Source organism: Paeniglutamicibacter sp. ORCA_105 (assembly GCF_045798545.1).
GTDB classification, from domain to species: Bacteria; Actinomycetota; Actinomycetes; order Actinomycetales; family Micrococcaceae; genus Paeniglutamicibacter; species Paeniglutamicibacter sulfureus.
The window spans coordinates 145,123-160,215 of sequence record NZ_JBIXLM010000004.1; the positions used below are offsets into that span (position 1 = coordinate 145,123).

General features: G+C 64.7%; 13 protein-coding genes. All 13 read left to right on the forward strand.

The genetic code is table 11. The features are described from left to right. Positions 1-236 precede the first annotated feature (236 nt). The 13 genes from ACIPUB_RS03465 to ACIPUB_RS03525 all read left to right on the forward strand — a co-directional run bounded on the left by ACIPUB_RS03465 (position 237) and on the right by ACIPUB_RS03525 (position 15,060). Positions 237-1,970, forward strand: a complete 1,734-nt coding sequence (locus ACIPUB_RS03465; RefSeq protein ID WP_407606075.1) for an FAD-dependent oxidoreductase — start codon at positions 237-239, stop codon at positions 1,968-1,970. Between the two features lie 100 nt (positions 1,971-2,070). Beyond that, entirely contained in the window at positions 2,071-3,249 is a 1,179-nt protein-coding gene (locus tag ACIPUB_RS03470; RefSeq protein ID WP_407606076.1) for an ABC transporter substrate-binding protein, read from the forward strand. 77 nt (positions 3,250-3,326) lie between these two features. Beyond that, the gene (locus ACIPUB_RS03475; RefSeq protein ID WP_407606077.1) at positions 3,327-4,214 is read left to right on the forward strand and encodes a branched-chain amino acid ABC transporter permease; all 888 of its coding nucleotides are present in this window, start codon (positions 3,327-3,329) and stop codon (positions 4,212-4,214) included. Continuing rightward, the gene (locus ACIPUB_RS03480; RefSeq protein WP_407606078.1) at positions 4,211-5,170 is read left to right on the forward strand and encodes a branched-chain amino acid ABC transporter permease; all 960 of its coding nucleotides are present in this window, start codon (positions 4,211-4,213) and stop codon (positions 5,168-5,170) included. Before ACIPUB_RS03475 ends, ACIPUB_RS03480 begins: the two co-directional genes overlap by 4 nt. Next, positions 5,167-5,940, forward strand: coding sequence for an ABC transporter ATP-binding protein (locus tag ACIPUB_RS03485; RefSeq protein ID WP_407606079.1), 774 nt, complete (start codon positions 5,167-5,169; stop codon positions 5,938-5,940). The genes ACIPUB_RS03480 and ACIPUB_RS03485 overlap by 4 nt, the downstream gene beginning before the upstream one ends. Continuing rightward, complete coding sequence (locus tag ACIPUB_RS03490; protein ID WP_407606080.1) at positions 5,933-6,649, forward strand: ABC transporter ATP-binding protein; 717 nt, start codon at positions 5,933-5,935, stop codon at positions 6,647-6,649. The genes ACIPUB_RS03485 and ACIPUB_RS03490 overlap by 8 nt, the downstream gene beginning before the upstream one ends. Next, positions 6,642-7,868 carry an ABC transporter substrate-binding protein gene (locus tag ACIPUB_RS03495; RefSeq protein ID WP_407606081.1) on the forward strand — a complete coding sequence of 409 codons (1,227 nt, stop codon included), beginning with the start codon at positions 6,642-6,644 and terminating at the stop codon, positions 7,866-7,868. The genes ACIPUB_RS03490 and ACIPUB_RS03495 overlap by 8 nt, the downstream gene beginning before the upstream one ends. 43 nt (positions 7,869-7,911) lie before the next feature. Further along, entirely contained in the window at positions 7,912-8,382 is a 471-nt protein-coding gene (locus tag ACIPUB_RS03500; RefSeq protein WP_407606082.1) for a nuclear transport factor 2 family protein, read from the forward strand. Positions 8,383-8,559: 177 nt separating this feature from the next. Continuing rightward, positions 8,560-10,134 (forward strand): AMP-binding protein, encoded by a 1,575-nt coding sequence (locus ACIPUB_RS03505; protein WP_407606083.1) that lies wholly within the window; start codon positions 8,560-8,562, stop codon positions 10,132-10,134. Continuing rightward, positions 10,134-10,922 carry an enoyl-CoA hydratase/isomerase family protein gene (locus ACIPUB_RS03510; RefSeq protein WP_407606084.1) on the forward strand — a complete coding sequence of 263 codons (789 nt, stop codon included), beginning with the start codon at positions 10,134-10,136 and terminating at the stop codon, positions 10,920-10,922. The genes ACIPUB_RS03505 and ACIPUB_RS03510 overlap by 1 nt, the downstream gene beginning before the upstream one ends. Before the next feature lie 191 nt (positions 10,923-11,113). After that, positions 11,114-11,935, forward strand: a complete 822-nt coding sequence (locus ACIPUB_RS03515) for an SDR family NAD(P)-dependent oxidoreductase (RefSeq protein WP_407606085.1) — start codon at positions 11,114-11,116, stop codon at positions 11,933-11,935. A 41-nt stretch (positions 11,936-11,976) separates the two neighbouring features. Beyond that, positions 11,977-13,026, forward strand: a complete 1,050-nt coding sequence (locus ACIPUB_RS03520) for an LLM class flavin-dependent oxidoreductase (RefSeq protein WP_407606086.1) — start codon at positions 11,977-11,979, stop codon at positions 13,024-13,026. Between the two features lie 378 nt (positions 13,027-13,404). Next, the gene (locus tag ACIPUB_RS03525; RefSeq protein WP_407606087.1) at positions 13,405-15,060 is read left to right on the forward strand and encodes an AMP-binding protein; all 1,656 of its coding nucleotides are present in this window, start codon (positions 13,405-13,407) and stop codon (positions 15,058-15,060) included. Positions 15,061-15,093: the final 33 nt, after the last annotated feature.

Consider the following 15,093-nt stretch of genomic DNA (forward strand, 5'->3'; position numbering starts at 1 on the left):
GCGGCAAATGCCCGGCCGGGGCCCGTATTGTTCGGGCGGAAGCCGGCATACGTTGCCCCGAGTCTGGCATCCGTCTCTGAAAGTGGATCCCCGGGATTCGCACTGATTTGGGCGTTGCCTTGCCTCGCCGCTGCGAATAGCCGTTGAAGGCGAAAATCTTGCATGACAACGATTGACATATCCATGATCATCATATCAACTAAATGCATCTATTGTTCGAGAGAAGAGGAGTCATGATGGCTGAGGGGATCCGCACGGAATCCAGCGAGGGTGCCGAGCATGTGGTTGTGGTCGGAGCGGGCCTTTCCGGACTGGCCACGGCGCTGGGAGTGGCATTGCGTGGCGGCAGCGCCACCGTGCTTGAGGCCGCGGACCTCGTGGGAGGCGCTGCGGCATACTCCGGCGGTCAGGTGTGGTCCGGGGCCAACCACGTTGCCGAAAGGAACGGCATCAAGGACTCGCTCGAGCTCACCGAGCAATACATCCGTGCCATCGCCCACGACTCGCCGGAGCTGCTCGATGAAGCTGCTATGAAGCGCTGGATCGAGACGTCCCCCGAAGCCATGAAGTACTGGGAGGAGACCGGTGCCATTCAATGGGCCATGATCCCCGGGCTGGCCGATTACCACAACGAAGCCGAGGGTGCCTTGCCCGAGGGCCGGTACCTCACCAATGCCGTCATCGACGGCAGCGTGCTCGGGTCATGGCGCGAACGGCTTCGCTACAGTCCGTACTTCCCGGTCGGTCAGACCTATGACGAAATGCTGGGCAAGGGGCGCCGCGCCAGCTACGTCGAGGAGGACGCCCCGGCCAAGCACGGGCACGTCGGGCTGCCCGCCTTCGGCCTTGCGGACGGATCCCACGGCAAGAACGAGTCGGAAGACGGCGACCCGCTGACCTTCGGCACCGGCGTAGTGGCCTCGTTCCTGGCCCGCGTGATCGCCGAACCCTCGATCGAGATCCTGCTCGAGCACCGCGTCAGCGAGCTGCTAACGGACTCCTCGGGCGCGGTCATCGGTGTGGAAGCGGAATCGCCCGCTGGGCCCGTACAGTTCCGCGGCCCGGTCGTGCTGGCCACAAGCACCTACGACTGGGATCCCGAGCTCGTGCGCGAAATGCTCGGCATGGACCCGGAGGACTTCGGCAGCGTTGCCCCCGAAACCTTGCGCGGCGACGGCATCAGGCTGGCCCGCGCCGTGGGCGGGGACATTACGAAGATTCCGCCCACGGCCGTGCCGATCCTGCCCGGCTGGCGCTCGCAGGTGGGCACGGGTTACGGCTACGGGCCAGAGTACGCGATGCCGCACTCGATGATCGTGGACGCCAGAGGCAACCGCTACTGCAACGACTCGTACTGGGTCGACATTGTCGCCAAGACCCTGAATCCCGATGACCGGCACCTGCCCTTCTTCCTGGTGTGGGATGACCAGCACCGGCAGAAGTACGGCCTGGCGGCCACGCCTCCGGGCGGCGAATATCCCGATGGCTGGGTTGACTCCGCGCCGAGCCTCAAGGATTTGGGGCAGAAGCTGGGCATCGACGGGGACCAGTTGGCTCGAACCGCTGAGCGTTTCAGCGAAAACGCCCGCAAGGGCGAGGATCCGGACTTTGGCCGGGGGACCGTCACCTACGTCAACAAGTTCGCCGGGGACCCGGCGAACAAGCCCAGCCCCGTGTTGGGCGAGATCGCCCAGGGCCCCTTCCACGGGCTGCGGTTGAAGTTCGTGGGGACGGGGATTGGCTCCAGCGGGGTTCGCATCGACGGCGACGGGCGCGCCCTCGATGGCCAGCGGAACCCCATTGAGGGCCTGTATGTCGTCGGGTCGGCGGCGGGAATGTCGACAACCGGCACCGGGTACAACAGCGGCATCGCTCTCGGACGCGGGTTGACGCTGGCGTACCTCGTTGCGAACCAGCTCTCGGGAAGCAGGGACGCCGCCTCGGCGGACCTGCGTGAGGCCGTCCGCTGACGAAAGTCGAAAAAATGGCCTCGTCGGGGGTAGCAAGTACCTGCTTACGGAGTTAGTATCTATATAAATCATTCGCATCATTAGGATGGACAAAAATATCATGGAAGCACGAAGGACACGACGTCAGTTGCTCAAGGCAACGACCGCGCTCGCAGCGGTTGCATTGCTTTCCGCCTGTGGCGGGGGCAGCCAGGCCAGCACCGCGGGTGCGGCCGGACCGGGCGGCATCGCAAACGAAATCAAGCTCATGGGGGTTTACGACACCACCGGGCCGGTGGCCTACGCAGGTGTGGGTGCTTCCAAGGGAATGAAGCTGGCGATGGACGAGATCCAGGAGCAGGGGTTCCTGGGCAAGGACGTCAAGATCACCCTTGATGAGGCGGACTCGGCCGGGTCCATCGAACGGGCCTCCAGCGAAGTGTCCCGCGCCATCGCCAAGCCGGAGATCAATGCGATCTTCGGCCCCGTCTCGGGCCAGCAGGCCGCAACGGTGGCCCCGATGGTTGAAAAGGCCGGCGTGCCGACCATCTTCAACCAGGCAGGTTCGGACGGCGTGGTCATCGGGGACTACACCTTCCGCGGGACTGCTCCCATGCACAGCTACTACGACATCGGCGCCGAGTATCTCGCTGACAAGGGCTTGACCAATGTTGCGGTGCTGTACAACGGAACATATCCAACCTTCGCCGAGATCGGCCAGAAGGTGTTCCCCAAGCTTGCCGAAGAGCATGGCCTGACCATCAGCTCCTCCTACGCAGTCCAGAGCAACACCCAGGATTTCACCGCGCAGGCGCAGGAAATCGCCAAGAACAAGCCGGACGCCGTGGTCATGCTCCTTATCGCCCCGCAGTCGGTGACCGCCCTGACGCAGCTTGACCAGGCGGGATACAAGGGCCAGACCATCGCCACGTCGGTCCAGTCGGCGGGCAACGTGGCCCAGGCGGGCGAACATGCAGCGGGTCTCGTGTACCCGGTCGATTTCTCCGCGGCACAGGAAGGCGAGCTGGCCGTGAATTTCATCGAGGGATTCAAGAAGAAGTACGGCGAGGACCCCGACCCGTACGCTGCGGAGGGATATGACTCGATGTGGTGGATGGCCCGGGGCATCAAGGCCAGCGGCGACTCCAGCCGTGCCGGGATCCAGAAGGGCATGCAGCAGGTCGCTTCGGAGGGCTTCGAAGGCGTCATGGGTCACCTGACCTTTGAGGGCAACGACATGCGTGTCAATGGCGTTCTGGTGCAGTGGGATGGCTCCAAGGAGCATCTCGTCAAGAAGTGATTCGCTGATGCGGCCGGGCACCGGGTGCCCGGCCGCACCCCGATCAACACCACAGTCGAGTTGAAAGGACAGCCGGCGTGCAAGAGTTGCTCAACACCCTGACCCTCGGGTCCGTCTATCTGCTCTTCGCCCTGGGCATGGCCCTGGCGTGGAGCACCATCGGCATCTTGAACTTCGCGCATGGGGCCATCTTCGTGTTCTCGGCGTTCAGTGCACATTTCATTTCGGTGCACGTGGCATTGCCCATGCCGTTGCTCATCCTGATTTCCGTCGGGGTGGGGGCCGTCCTGTCGGCTTTGACCCAGTGGCTGGCGTTCGAGCAGATCCTCAAGAGATCCTCGAACCACCGCTCAGCCGAGTTGCGGATCTTGATCGGGGGCATCGGCGTCGCCGCCATCCCGATTGCGATCGTGGACCGCGCGACGGCTTCTGCACCCTTCGGCTTCGCCAACTCCACCTACAAGACCGAGGTCTATGAGTTCCTGGGGCTTCGCATGACGAACACGGCGGTGATCGTCATCATCGCCGGCGTCGGGATAGCAGTTGCGTTGACACTCTGGCTGCGGGCCTCGCGCCAGGGCCTGGGGCTTCGTGCCATCGGAGTCGACTCGGAGACCGCCTCGCTGATGGGCGTCAACCGCACGGCGATGGCCATCGGGACGATGGCAATCGCCGGCGGACTCGCCGGCCTGGCCGGCGCACTCCAGGTCTTCCAGCTCCAGGCAATGGGCGTGGGCACCGGTGACCAGCTGCTCATCAAGGCGTTCGCCATGATCGTCCTGGGCGGCCTCGGGTCGATGGCCGGCGTGATCCTGGGGGCCTTCGTCCTGGCGGGGGCGGAAACGCTGATCTTTGCTGCGAACCTCGGAACCTGGGTTGACGCAGTCTCCTTCGGACTTATCTTTGTCGTCCTGCTGGTTCGTCCGCAGGGCATCTTCGGACGCCAGGAGGTGCGTCGGACATGATCACTTGGTATGCCACGAATGCAATTGTCGTCCAGGCGACGATGACAACGCTCTTGCTGGCCCTGAGCATCCAGCTCCCCCTGCGAATGGGCGTCTTCTCCTTTGCCGGCATCGGCTGTTTCGGAATCGGCGGCTACACGGCGGCCATCATGTACACAAAGTTTGACGTGGGCACCTGGACGGCGGTGGCACTGGGAACCCTGCTCGCCGGCATCATGTGCTACCTGCTGGGCCTGGTCATCCACAAACTGTCCGGTCTGTACCTCGGCATGGCCACGATCGCATTCACGCTGATCGTCGCCGTCATCGCCACCAACGGCGGCAGCTTGACCGGCGGGGCTTCCGGAATCTTCGGGGCGCTTGGCGAGATCAACAACCTGCACGTCTTCCTGCTGTTGGCCTTGGTCATCGGTGGCCTGGCCATCTCGGAATTCGGAGGCTTCGGGCGAAAGATCGACACCGTTCGGGAGGATCCCGAACTGGCCGCGGCGCTGGGCATCAACGTCGCGCGGTACCGGAAGCTGACATTCTTGGCCAGCGGCCTGATCGGCGGCCTGGCAGGTGCGGTCACCACGCTCCTGCGTTCGACGATCACTCCTGCCGAGATCAATTTCCACATGGTGGTCATGGCGCTGACCGTGATCATCATCGGCGGCTCCATCTCATGGCTGGGCGCCCTCATCGGGGCAGTCATCATCACCTGGCTGCCCACCGTGCTGAGTGTCGTGGCGGAATGGGAATCGATCATCTACGGCATCCTTGTCGCGCTGGCCGCGATCTTCCTCCCCAACGGCGTTCTCGGCCTGGCCAAGGACTTGTTCCGCCGCAGGCGGCCACGGGGCCGGAGCACGCCACCTGCACCTCGTGCGGCTGAACCCCGCAACGATCCCGATGACAAACCAAGCCCGCCGGAACCGGAGCACAGTCTCGCATCCATCCAAGGAGGAACATTGTGAGCCGCCCACAGAATGAGAGCGCAGCACCACGGATGATCTTTGAGGCCGAGGATGTGGCGGTTCACTTCGGCGGGGTGAAAGCCGTGGACGGATTGACCTTCGGACTGCCCGAAGGCAAAATCACCGGAATCCTGGGTCCGAACGGCTCGGGGAAGAGCACCCTTGTCGGCGCCATCACCCGGCACGTGCCCCTGACCCGGGGAACGCTGAAGTTCCTCGGCGAGGACTATGCCCGCGACCTGCCGCACTCGGTGCCGCATCGTGGCATTGCCCGGACCTTCCAGACGGTGCGCATCCTCGAGGAGCGCAACGTGCTGGAGAACGTCTTGCTGGGAACCGATTCCTTGGCCAAGGGCGGCCGCGCCGAACGCAGGCGGGCGCACGAACGGGCGGAACAGGCCATGGTCCGCACCGGCTGCGACCACCTGGCCAAGGAGCGCCCCGACGAGTTGTCCTACGGGAACCGTCGCCGCGTGGAGATCGCCCGCGCCATCGTCATGGAGCCCAAGCTGCTGCTCCTGGACGAGCCCACGGCCGGCATGGGCCGCGCCGAAAAGGAAGAGGTCTCCGCCCTCATGCTCTCGCTCAAGGAAGAGGGCCTCACCCAGCTCATCGTCGAGCACGACGTGCAGATGATGGTGGAAACCTGTGACAGGTTGCTGGCGATGAACTTCGGAAAACTGATTGTGGAAGGTGATCCCCGGGAGGTCGTGCGCCATCCGGCGGTCCAGGAAGCCTATCTGGGAAAGCAGGCGGTCAAGCATGCTTGAAGTCAACAACCTGCACGTGAGCTACGGTGCGGTCAATGCGGTGCGCGGCGTATCGATGTCCGCGTCGGCAGGCAGGATCACCCTCGTCCTGGGTTCGAACGGCGCGGGAAAGACGACGTCCTTGCGGGCCATCCACGGGCTGCTGAAGGCCAAGAGCGGTTCCGTTAAGCTGAACGGCAAGGAGATCCTGGGGCAATCCGCCCACCGGCAGGTGCGCCAGGGTGTGGTCATGGTCCCCGAGGGACGCCGGATCTTCGCTTCCCTGACGGTCGAGGAAAACCTCCGGATGGGTGCATACACCGTCAGCCGCGCCGCCGCCCAGCGCACCGTGGCCGAGGTCTACGAGAAGTTCCCCATCCTGCTGGAACGAAAAGCGATGCCCGGCGGGCTGCTCAGCGGAGGCGAGCAGCAAATGCTGGCCTTTGGCCGCGCCATGATGGCGCAGCCAAAGGTGGTCCTGCTCGATGAGCCGTCCATGGGCCTGGCACCGGGAATGGTGGACAGGGTCATGGCCCGGGTGCGCGAGATTGCCGACACCGGGATCGCGATACTCATGGTGGAGCAGAACGCCGATGCCGCACTGGCGGTGGCGGACGACGTGGTCATGGTTCAGCGCGGGGAGGTCGTTTGGACCGGCACTGCCGCCGAAGCCCGGACGGACACGGCCCTGGTCCATGCCTTTCTGGGCGAGGCGGCGATCGATGCTTGAGCACGGAGCGTTCAAACGCGTGGAGAACCTTGTCGGACGCAACCGGAGCGGCGTCGGGAACCGAGCCTCGAAGTACAGGAAATCGGTTGCACTGCTCGCGGTGCCGGCCATGCTGGCAATTGCCGGGTGCAGCAGTGCCCCGACAAACGCGGCGACCGAAACCGGGATCGCCAAGGAGATCAAGATGGTCGGCGTGCGCGACCTCACCGGGCCGGTCGCCTATGCCGGAGTCGGCGCCGCGCAGGGCGCCAAGCTTGCCGTGGATCAGATCAACGAGCAGGGGTACCTCGGCGAGGGAGTGAAGCTGGACCTCAAGGAAGTCGACAGCGCCGGGGCGATCGAGCGCGCCGCCTCGGAGGTGACCCGCGCACTGTCCGATCAGGACGTCAGCGTGATCCTCGGACCGGTCCAGGGCCAGCAGTCGGCCGCCGTCGCACCCGTGGTGGAAGCGCGGAAGGTTCCGGTGGTCTTCACCCAGTCGGCCTCCGACGGAGTGGTGATTGGGGACTACACCTTCCGAGCCACCGCACCCATGCACACCTTCTACCAGCATGCGGCCGAATACCTTGCAAAGCAGGGACTGAAGAACGTCGCGGTGCTTTACAACTCGACCTATCCGACGCTCGCCGAGCTCGCCACGACGCATTTTCCCGAGATGGCCGCCAAAGAGGGCCTGAACATCGTCAAGAGCATCCCCGTGCAGACGACCACCCAGGATTTCACCTCTCCGGCCCAGGACCTTGCGCGGGAAAAGCCCGAGGCCATCGTGCTTTTGCTGTTGTCTTCCCAGTCCGTGACCGCCATGTCGCAATTGCGCCAGGCCGGTTACGAGGGGCAGTTCGTCGGCAATACCAACAACGCCGGGGGGAATGCGGCCCAGGCGGGGCAGGACGCCGTCGGCATGGTCTATCCCGTTGACTTCTCCGCGGCCCAGTCGGACTCGCACGCGAAGAAGTTCGTCGATTCCTATAGGAAGGAATTTGGCGAGCTGCCGCAAACCTACGCCGCGGAGGGCTACGACGCTGTCTGGTGGATTGCGCACGCGATCAAGGCCAGCGGCGATTCATCCCGTGAGGGCATCCGCAACGGATTGGAACAGACCGCGCGCGAAGGCTTCACCGGTTCGATGGGCGAGATCACCTTCGACGGCAATGACATGCGGGTCCCCGGAGTGCTGGCCCAATGGGACGGCAGCCGGGAAACCGTCATCTCCGACTAGCGTCCCGCGCCACGGGGCGGCACAACCATGGAAAGGCAGAAACATGCACGAGACGGACATGATGCTTCACCACTTTCGCGCCCAGCGGCTCCTGACCGCCTACACCCGCCTGGTCGACGAGAAGGATGTCGACGGGCTGCGCGAAATAGCCCACCCGGACATTATCTTGGTGCGCAGCGCCGACGATGCACCCCGCGCGGGCCGCGAGGCGTTTTTGAACCTCTACCGGGATTTCACCGACTCGGATGTGCAACAGAGCCAGCACATGACGACCAACCTGTCGGTCACCGACCTGGGTGGCGGCACGCTGGGCGTGGCCGCCTGCTTTCTGGCCATCACCACGCACCCGGATGGCGCGCGGGCCACATGGGGCCGTTACAACGACGAAATGGCGCAGCGCGAGGGCCAATGGGTCTTCACCACGAAGCGCATCCAGGTGACGCGCACCGCCCTGATCGGCGAAGACATGCTGGCCCCGCTCAACGCCAGCTCGTTTGACCCGATGCCGAGCTGAGACCCGGGGCAGGTGCGGTTTCGGCCCCGGCCGAATCAGTATCTGCGGCCTGGCCCGCAGGCGGCTACAGGACGGGCCGGGACCCGCTGCCCCGGCTGATTGTCGCGGCACTTCAACCTGGCCATGTCCGCAACATGGCCCCGCAGCGGTGGACCACCGCAAGGAAAGGGCCCGAAAATGACCTCATATGCAGCCTCCGGGCAGCAAGCATCCATCGGATCCTGGCTCGCCGGTGCGGCCGAGCGGCACCCGCAAGCCACCATCCGGGTGGAAGGGGACGCCAGCACGGTCGCCGACCTTGACGCCGCGACCCAACGGGTCGCGACCGGCTTCCGCGCGCTGGGCCTGGTTCCGGGGGACCGGGTGTGCGTGGTCATGCCCGCCAGCCGGGAGTCACTCCAAACCTGGTTCGGGTTGGCGAAGGCGGGCTTGGTGGAGGTGCCGTTGAATCCGGGCGGCGGTTCTCAGCTGCTGCGCTACTGCATCGAGCAATCCGGGGCCAGGGTGGTCATCTGCGATGCCGAGCGCGAGGCGCTCGTGCGCGAACTGCTCCGGGGCCTTGGGACGGTCCGGCACCTGGTCGTCGTCGGCGGCGTCCCGGGGGCGTCGGCAGGGGTCAACAAGGTGGTCTTTGACGAGCTGCTGGCCCATTCGGCGGACCCGGGGCAGGAGGTCGACCCGGCATCCGCGGCGGTGATTCTCTACACCTCGGGGACCACCGGCCCACCGAAGGGAGTGCTGCTCAGCCACCGCGCCAACGTCAACCTGGCCCGGCACACCACCGGGCTGCTCGGATACACGGAGGCCGACCGCCTCTACTCGGTCTTTCCCCTCTACCACAGCAACGCGCGCTACTGCAGCGTCATGGCGGCGATCGATGTCGGCGCCGACCTGGTGATGCACAGGAAGTTTTCCGCCACCCGGTTCTGGGACATTTGCCGCGAGCACGGCATCACCGCCTTCAACTACCAGGGCGCGATGATGACCATCCTGCACAAGCAGCCGGTGCGCGTGGACGACGCGCAAAACCCCGTCCGGATCGGGTTCGGGGCACCGTGCCCACCGGAAATCTTCGAGGATTTCGAACGCCGATTCGGCCTGCGGCTCACCGAGATCTACGGGAGCACCGAAGTCTCCATCGTCACCGACATGCCGCCGGCGCGGCGCAAGGTCGGCACGGCCGGCCGGGAATCGGCGAACTATGAGGTCGCCGTCGTCGATGGCCGCGACGAGCCGGTGGCCACCGGGGGAACCGGTGAGATCGTGGTGCGCCCGAAGAAGCCGGGCTGGATGTTTGACGGCTACCGCGGACAACCCGAAGCCACCGCCGTGGCATGGCGCAACCTCTGGTTCCACACCGGTGACCGGGGGCATCTGGACGCGGACGGTTTTCTCACCTTCGTGGACCGCGTCAAGGATTCGATCCGGCGCCGCGGGGAAAACATTTCCTCATGGGAAATCGAACGGGTCATCGGCGGGCACCCGGACATCGCCCAGGTAGCGGCCTTTGGCGTGCCCTCCACGCTCAGCGAGGAAGAGGTGATGGTCGCGGTGGTGCCGCGCGAAGGCAAGATCCTGGACCCGGCGGAGCTGTTGGAACACTGCGAAGGTGAACTCACCTCCTTCGCACGTCCACGATTTGTCAGGTTTGTCTCGGCGTTGCCCATGACGCCGAGCCAACGCGTGGAGAAGTATCGGTTGCGGGCCGAAGGCATTACCCAGGACACTTGGGACAGCGAGGCGGCATTGTGATGAAAGAACCCCTGCAGCGCTTCACTATCGTGGAGCACTCCACGCATGTGATCGAATTGCGCATGTCGCGCCCTGAGAAGCTCAACGCCATGGACCGGCAGTGGTTCCACGAACTGACGAGCGTGATGTCCGGGTTCGGCGTTGAGGACGAGGTCCGAGCCGTCGTGCTCACCGGCGAGGGCCGGGCCTTCTCGGCGGGCGGGGACATTGACATGTTCCACGACCTGGCCGGGAACATCCAGCAGGTGCGGCCGCACCTGAAGCGGGTCTACGATGCGTTTCACTCCGTTGAGCGCTGTGCCGTTCCGGTCATCGCCGCAGTACACGGCCTCGCCTATGGGGGAGGCACCGAACTCGCCTTGGCGTGCGACATAGTCGTTGCCGGGGAATCGGCCCGCTTCGCCTTCAAGGAAATCACCGTGGGGCTGCAGCCCGGATTCGGGATGGTGCGCGCGCCGCGGATGCTTGGCCCCCAGTGGGCCAGCTACCTGGCCCTGACGGGACGGGACCTCGACGCGGACCAAGCACGCAGCTGCGGACTGGTCCAGGAGGTCCACCCCGATGGGCAGCTGCTGGAAGGCGCACTCGGGCTGGCCCGGGAGATCGCCGCGAAGCCGCCGCTCGCGGTCCAGGTGGGCAAGGCCTTTATCAACCGCCACACCACCGACGACTTCAGTGAATCCGTGGAGGCGACGGCGCTGCTTTTTGGCACTGCCGAGCACGCTGATGCCGTTGCCGCGTTCCGCGGGCGCGTCGGCGCCGGTACGGGCGGAAGCGGGAGCAGGTAACAAGGGAGCCATCGCACATCGGTGGCGACGGGCAAGAAAGGCGGTCCGGCGGGTTCTTCCCGCCGGACCGTTTCACGTCTTCCCGCCGGACCGTTTCACGTCTTCGGGGTGGATGCGGACACCTCTTGTGGTGCGACTAAAGATCAGTAATAATGATGATTATGGAATAGGTCGTAAGGGTGGAAGTTCGGTTGCAATTGTTGCACCCCGGCCCACTCGTCGGCGCACCGATCGAGCATCTAAGAGGGAAAAACATGTTGCAGAATAAAGTTGCGCTGGTCACTGCCGGCGCTTCCGGGATGGGAAAGGCTGGCGCGGAGCGCTTTGCCGAGCAGGGGGCGTTTGTCTACGTCGTTGACCGGGACGAGTCGGCCACCAAGACCGTTGTCGACGGGATCCGGGAAAAGGGTGGTCAGGCAACAGGGATCGTTGTTGATGTTCGAGATTTGGATGCATTGAAAGACGTCGCCGAGCAGGTGCGCAAGGAGCACGGAGTGCTTCACGTCCTCTACAACAACGTCGGAATCCCCGGTGCCGCGGGCCTGGACCTGAGTGAGGAGGAATGGAACGCCCTGATCGAGATCAATGCGCGCGCCAGCTTCTACCTCACCCATTATCTGACCGATCTGCTCAAGGCCGCTGACGGCGCATCGGTGATCTTCAAGAGCTCCAGCTCTGGTCTTGTCGGTTCGCCGTGGAGTCCCCTGTATTCCTTCACCAAGGGCGGCCTTATCGCCCTGGTGCGTTCGCTGGCTCTGGCTTTCGCGTCCGACAAGATCCGTGTCAATGCCATCGCGCCGGGTTCCGTCGACACGCCGGGGCTCCCCGGGTTCTTCCGGGCTTCTCCGGAGGAAGTCGAGGCGCGCAAGGAGGCCTTCTTTGCGCAGATCCCGATGGGCCGTGCCTCGCAGCCGGAAGAGATCGCAGGCGTTGCCTTGTTCCTGGCCAGTGAACTATCCAGCTACGTCACGGGCATCACCATCCCCGTTGATGGCGGCCTGACCGCCAAATAGACCTACGCCCCTTTCGGGGCTGGAAAGCAAGGGAGAAGAACATGGAATTCGGCATCCTTATGGGCGACCAGCCGGTCGAGTCTTCACCGACCGAGCATCTCGACCTCATGCTGCGAAAAGTGGAGGCAGCGCAAGAGGCGGGGTTCAAGTACCTCACCATCGGACAGCACTTCATGTACGACGGTTTTCGCTGGCTGCAGCCCATCCCGCTGCTGAGCCGGCTCGCGGCCGAGCTTGACGACGACGTCAAGATCGGGACCACCGTCCTGGTCGGACCGGTCCACCACCCGGTGATTCTTGCCGAGGAGCTCGCGACCCTGGACATCATCACTCGCGGCAAGCTTGTCGTCGGGATCGGCACGGGATACCTGCCCAAGGAATACGAAACAATGGGCGTGCCCTTCAAACAGAGATATGGGCTGCTTGAGGAACTCATTGAGGTCATGACCAAGCTCTGGACACAGGACAGGGTGACCCACCACGGGAAGTTCTGGAACATCGAGGACGCCCCGACCCATATCCGCCCGGTGCAAAACCCGCGGCCGCCGATCTGGCTCGGTGCCATGAAGGCGACCGGAGTGCGCCGCGCCGCCCGTCTGGGCGATGTCTGGACGATCACCCCTCAACAGACCTTGGACCAGGTGGAGGAGCTTATCCGGATCTACGTGGACGAAAGGGTCGATGCGGGCCTGCCGTTGAACAAGTTGCCGCTGCGGCGCGAATTGATGATCGGTGACGACTTTGACGACGCCGTGAACAAGTTCGCTTCCGTGGCCCGGGTGAAATACGAGGCATATGCGGACCGGGGCATGGACCTGCTCTCCGACGCGGCGGTCCGCGACGGGTTCGTGGACACGGTGCGTGACCATGTGCTGCTTGGTTCGGCCGAGGACGTGCGCAACCAGATCGCGGAAATCGCCGACCGGCTGCCGATCGGTCCGCTGCTGATCCGCCCCCACTGGCCGGGGATGGATGCCGAGCAGACGGCTGCCTACCTCAAGAAGGTCGGTGAGGAAGTGGTCAAGCCGCTGGCCGGGTTGGAAAGTTCCTCGTTCGACAAGGTGATGGGTTCGTCGGTGGGCGCCGTCTAGGCGCGTGCCGTCGGCCGCGCGCATCGGCGGCACGGGTTGCCGATGCGAGGGCCTAATGGAGGGGGCCGGGGACGGTTGACGCTGTCCCCGGCCCCCTCCTGCCGTCTTCGGGAGGGACGCGGGGAGGCCCGCCGGGGCCTTCCGGGTGCCGTGCCGTGCCTTCGCCACCCGGTGCCCGGGGCGTCCTGTAGGGGCGTGCCTTGGAGGTCGACGGCAATGCTGAGACTTAATCTAGTCGCATCATTGTCAGGAACCGTTGGTCGGTGCTACGGTTTTGAAGTGTTAGCCAGCTAACACTGCGGCCGCAGAGTACGGCCGCGGAAGTGCCGCTATCTTGCGGATGGATGTCAAGGAAGTTTCGATGCATGGAGGCAGTCGATGAGCCAGCGGCAGTTCTACACAGACCTTGTTCCCACGTTCCCGGACCCGGAAACCTGGACACTTGACCAGGTCCTGCGCCACCACGCGGCGGTGCGCCCGGAGGCCGTGTGCTTGGACGCGCCCGTGGAGGATGCACGCTGGACCTACGCCCAGGCCCTGACCAGTGCCGAGCGCATCGCCGGCAGCTGGCTGACCGCGGGCGGCAACGCCGGGGACCGCGTGGCAATCATGGCCATGAACTCCTCTCAGTTGGTCCGCTCCTGGTGGGCGGCGGCGGTGGGAAACTTCGTCGAGGTGCCGATCAACACCAACTATGAGGGCGAATTCCTGCGCCACCAGCTCAACGTCGTCGGCGCCCGTTTCGCGGTCATCGACGATTCGTTCGCACCCCGTTTTGTCTCGATCAAGGAGCAGGCGCGAAACATCGAGCGCTTCTGGGTCATCGACACTGGCACCGGGCTGCGCGATGCCGCGATCGAGCTGCTGCGTTCCAACGGCTGGGAAGCCGCTGCCTGGGAAGAACTCGAACAGGGCCCGGTCCTGGAAATGCAGCCGCCACGCGCCCAGGACCTGGGTGCCATCTTCTTCACCTCGGGCACCACCGGCCCTTCCAAGGGAGTGTCGATGCCGCATTCGCAGCTCTACTTCTTTGCGCAGGAAGTGGTCTGCCTGACCCGGTTGACGGATGCCGACACCTATCTCACAACGACACCGCTGTTCCATGGCAACGCGCAGTTCATGGCGGTTTACCCGGTGATCATCGCCGGGGGCCGGGCCGTCATCCGGCCCAAGTTCAGTGCCAGCCGCTGGATCGACCATGTCCGCGACTCGGGGGTCACCGTGACGAACTTCGTCGGAGTGATGATGGACTTCGCCTGGAAGCAGCCGCCCCGCGAGAACGACCGCGACAACGTCCTGCGTGCCGTCTACGCCGCGCCCACGGCCAGCACGATCGTGGAGCAGTTCAAGGAGCGCTACGGCATCGAGGCGTTTGTCGACGCATTCGGGCTCACCGAGACCTGCGCGCCGATCCTTTCCCCCTATGGCGTGCCCAGGCCCGCCGGAGCGGCCGGCCTAGCCGCGGCGGAATGGTTCGACATCCGGCTCGTCGATCCGGAAACCGACCGCGAGGTGGCAGTGGGCGAGGTCGGCGAGCTCGTGGTCCGCCCGGTCCAGCCCTGGACCTGCAGCAACGGCTACTACGGCATGCCGGAAAAGACGTTGGAGGCCTGGCGGAACCTGTGGTTCCACACCGGCGATGCCCTGCGCCAGGACGAGGACGGCTGGTTCTACTTCGTTGACCGGTACAAGGACGCGCTGCGCCGCCGCGGGGAAAACATCAGCTCCTATGAAATCGAGGAAGCCGTCATGGGCCACCCGGCAGTTGTTGAATGTGCTGTCGTCGGCGTCCCGGCTGATGTCGAGGCCGGCGAGGACGAGGTGTTGGCCGTCGTGGTCGTGAGGGAAGCGGTGGAACCGGCGGAGATCCTGGCATGGTGCGAGGGCCGGATCCCGGGCTTCGCGATTCCCCGCTACCTTCGCGTCGTCGACGAGCTGCCCAAGACCCCGTCGCAGAAGATACGCAAGGCGGTGCTCCGCGCGGAGGCCATTGACGCGGACACCTTCGACCGCCAAACCCTCCCGGTTTCCTGACTCCCCGACGCTTCACGAGAAAAGAGAGAACAA

Excerpts from the sequence above, each read along its gene's own strand:
- ACIPUB_RS03495 (WP_407606081.1), top strand. The coding sequence starts at position 6,642 with ATGCTTGAGCACGGAGCGTTCAAACGCGTGGAGAACCTTGTCGGACGC.
- ACIPUB_RS03505 (WP_407606083.1), top strand. The coding sequence starts at position 8,560 with ATGACCTCATATGCAGCCTCCGGGCAGCAAGCATCCATCGGATCCTGG.
- ACIPUB_RS03510 (WP_407606084.1), top strand. The coding sequence starts at position 10,134 with ATGAAAGAACCCCTGCAGCGCTTCACTATCGTGGAGCACTCCACGCAT.
- ACIPUB_RS03470 (WP_407606076.1), top strand. The coding sequence starts at position 2,071 with ATGGAAGCACGAAGGACACGACGTCAGTTGCTCAAGGCAACGACCGCG.
- ACIPUB_RS03480 (WP_407606078.1), top strand. The coding sequence starts at position 4,211 with ATGATCACTTGGTATGCCACGAATGCAATTGTCGTCCAGGCGACGATG.
- ACIPUB_RS03465 (WP_407606075.1), top strand. The coding sequence starts at position 237 with ATGGCTGAGGGGATCCGCACGGAATCCAGCGAGGGTGCCGAGCATGTG.
- ACIPUB_RS03490 (WP_407606080.1), top strand. The coding sequence starts at position 5,933 with ATGCTTGAAGTCAACAACCTGCACGTGAGCTACGGTGCGGTCAATGCG.
- ACIPUB_RS03525 (WP_407606087.1), top strand. The coding sequence starts at position 13,405 with ATGAGCCAGCGGCAGTTCTACACAGACCTTGTTCCCACGTTCCCGGAC.
- ACIPUB_RS03500 (WP_407606082.1), top strand. The coding sequence starts at position 7,912 with ATGCACGAGACGGACATGATGCTTCACCACTTTCGCGCCCAGCGGCTC.
- ACIPUB_RS03520 (WP_407606086.1), top strand. The coding sequence starts at position 11,977 with ATGGAATTCGGCATCCTTATGGGCGACCAGCCGGTCGAGTCTTCACCG.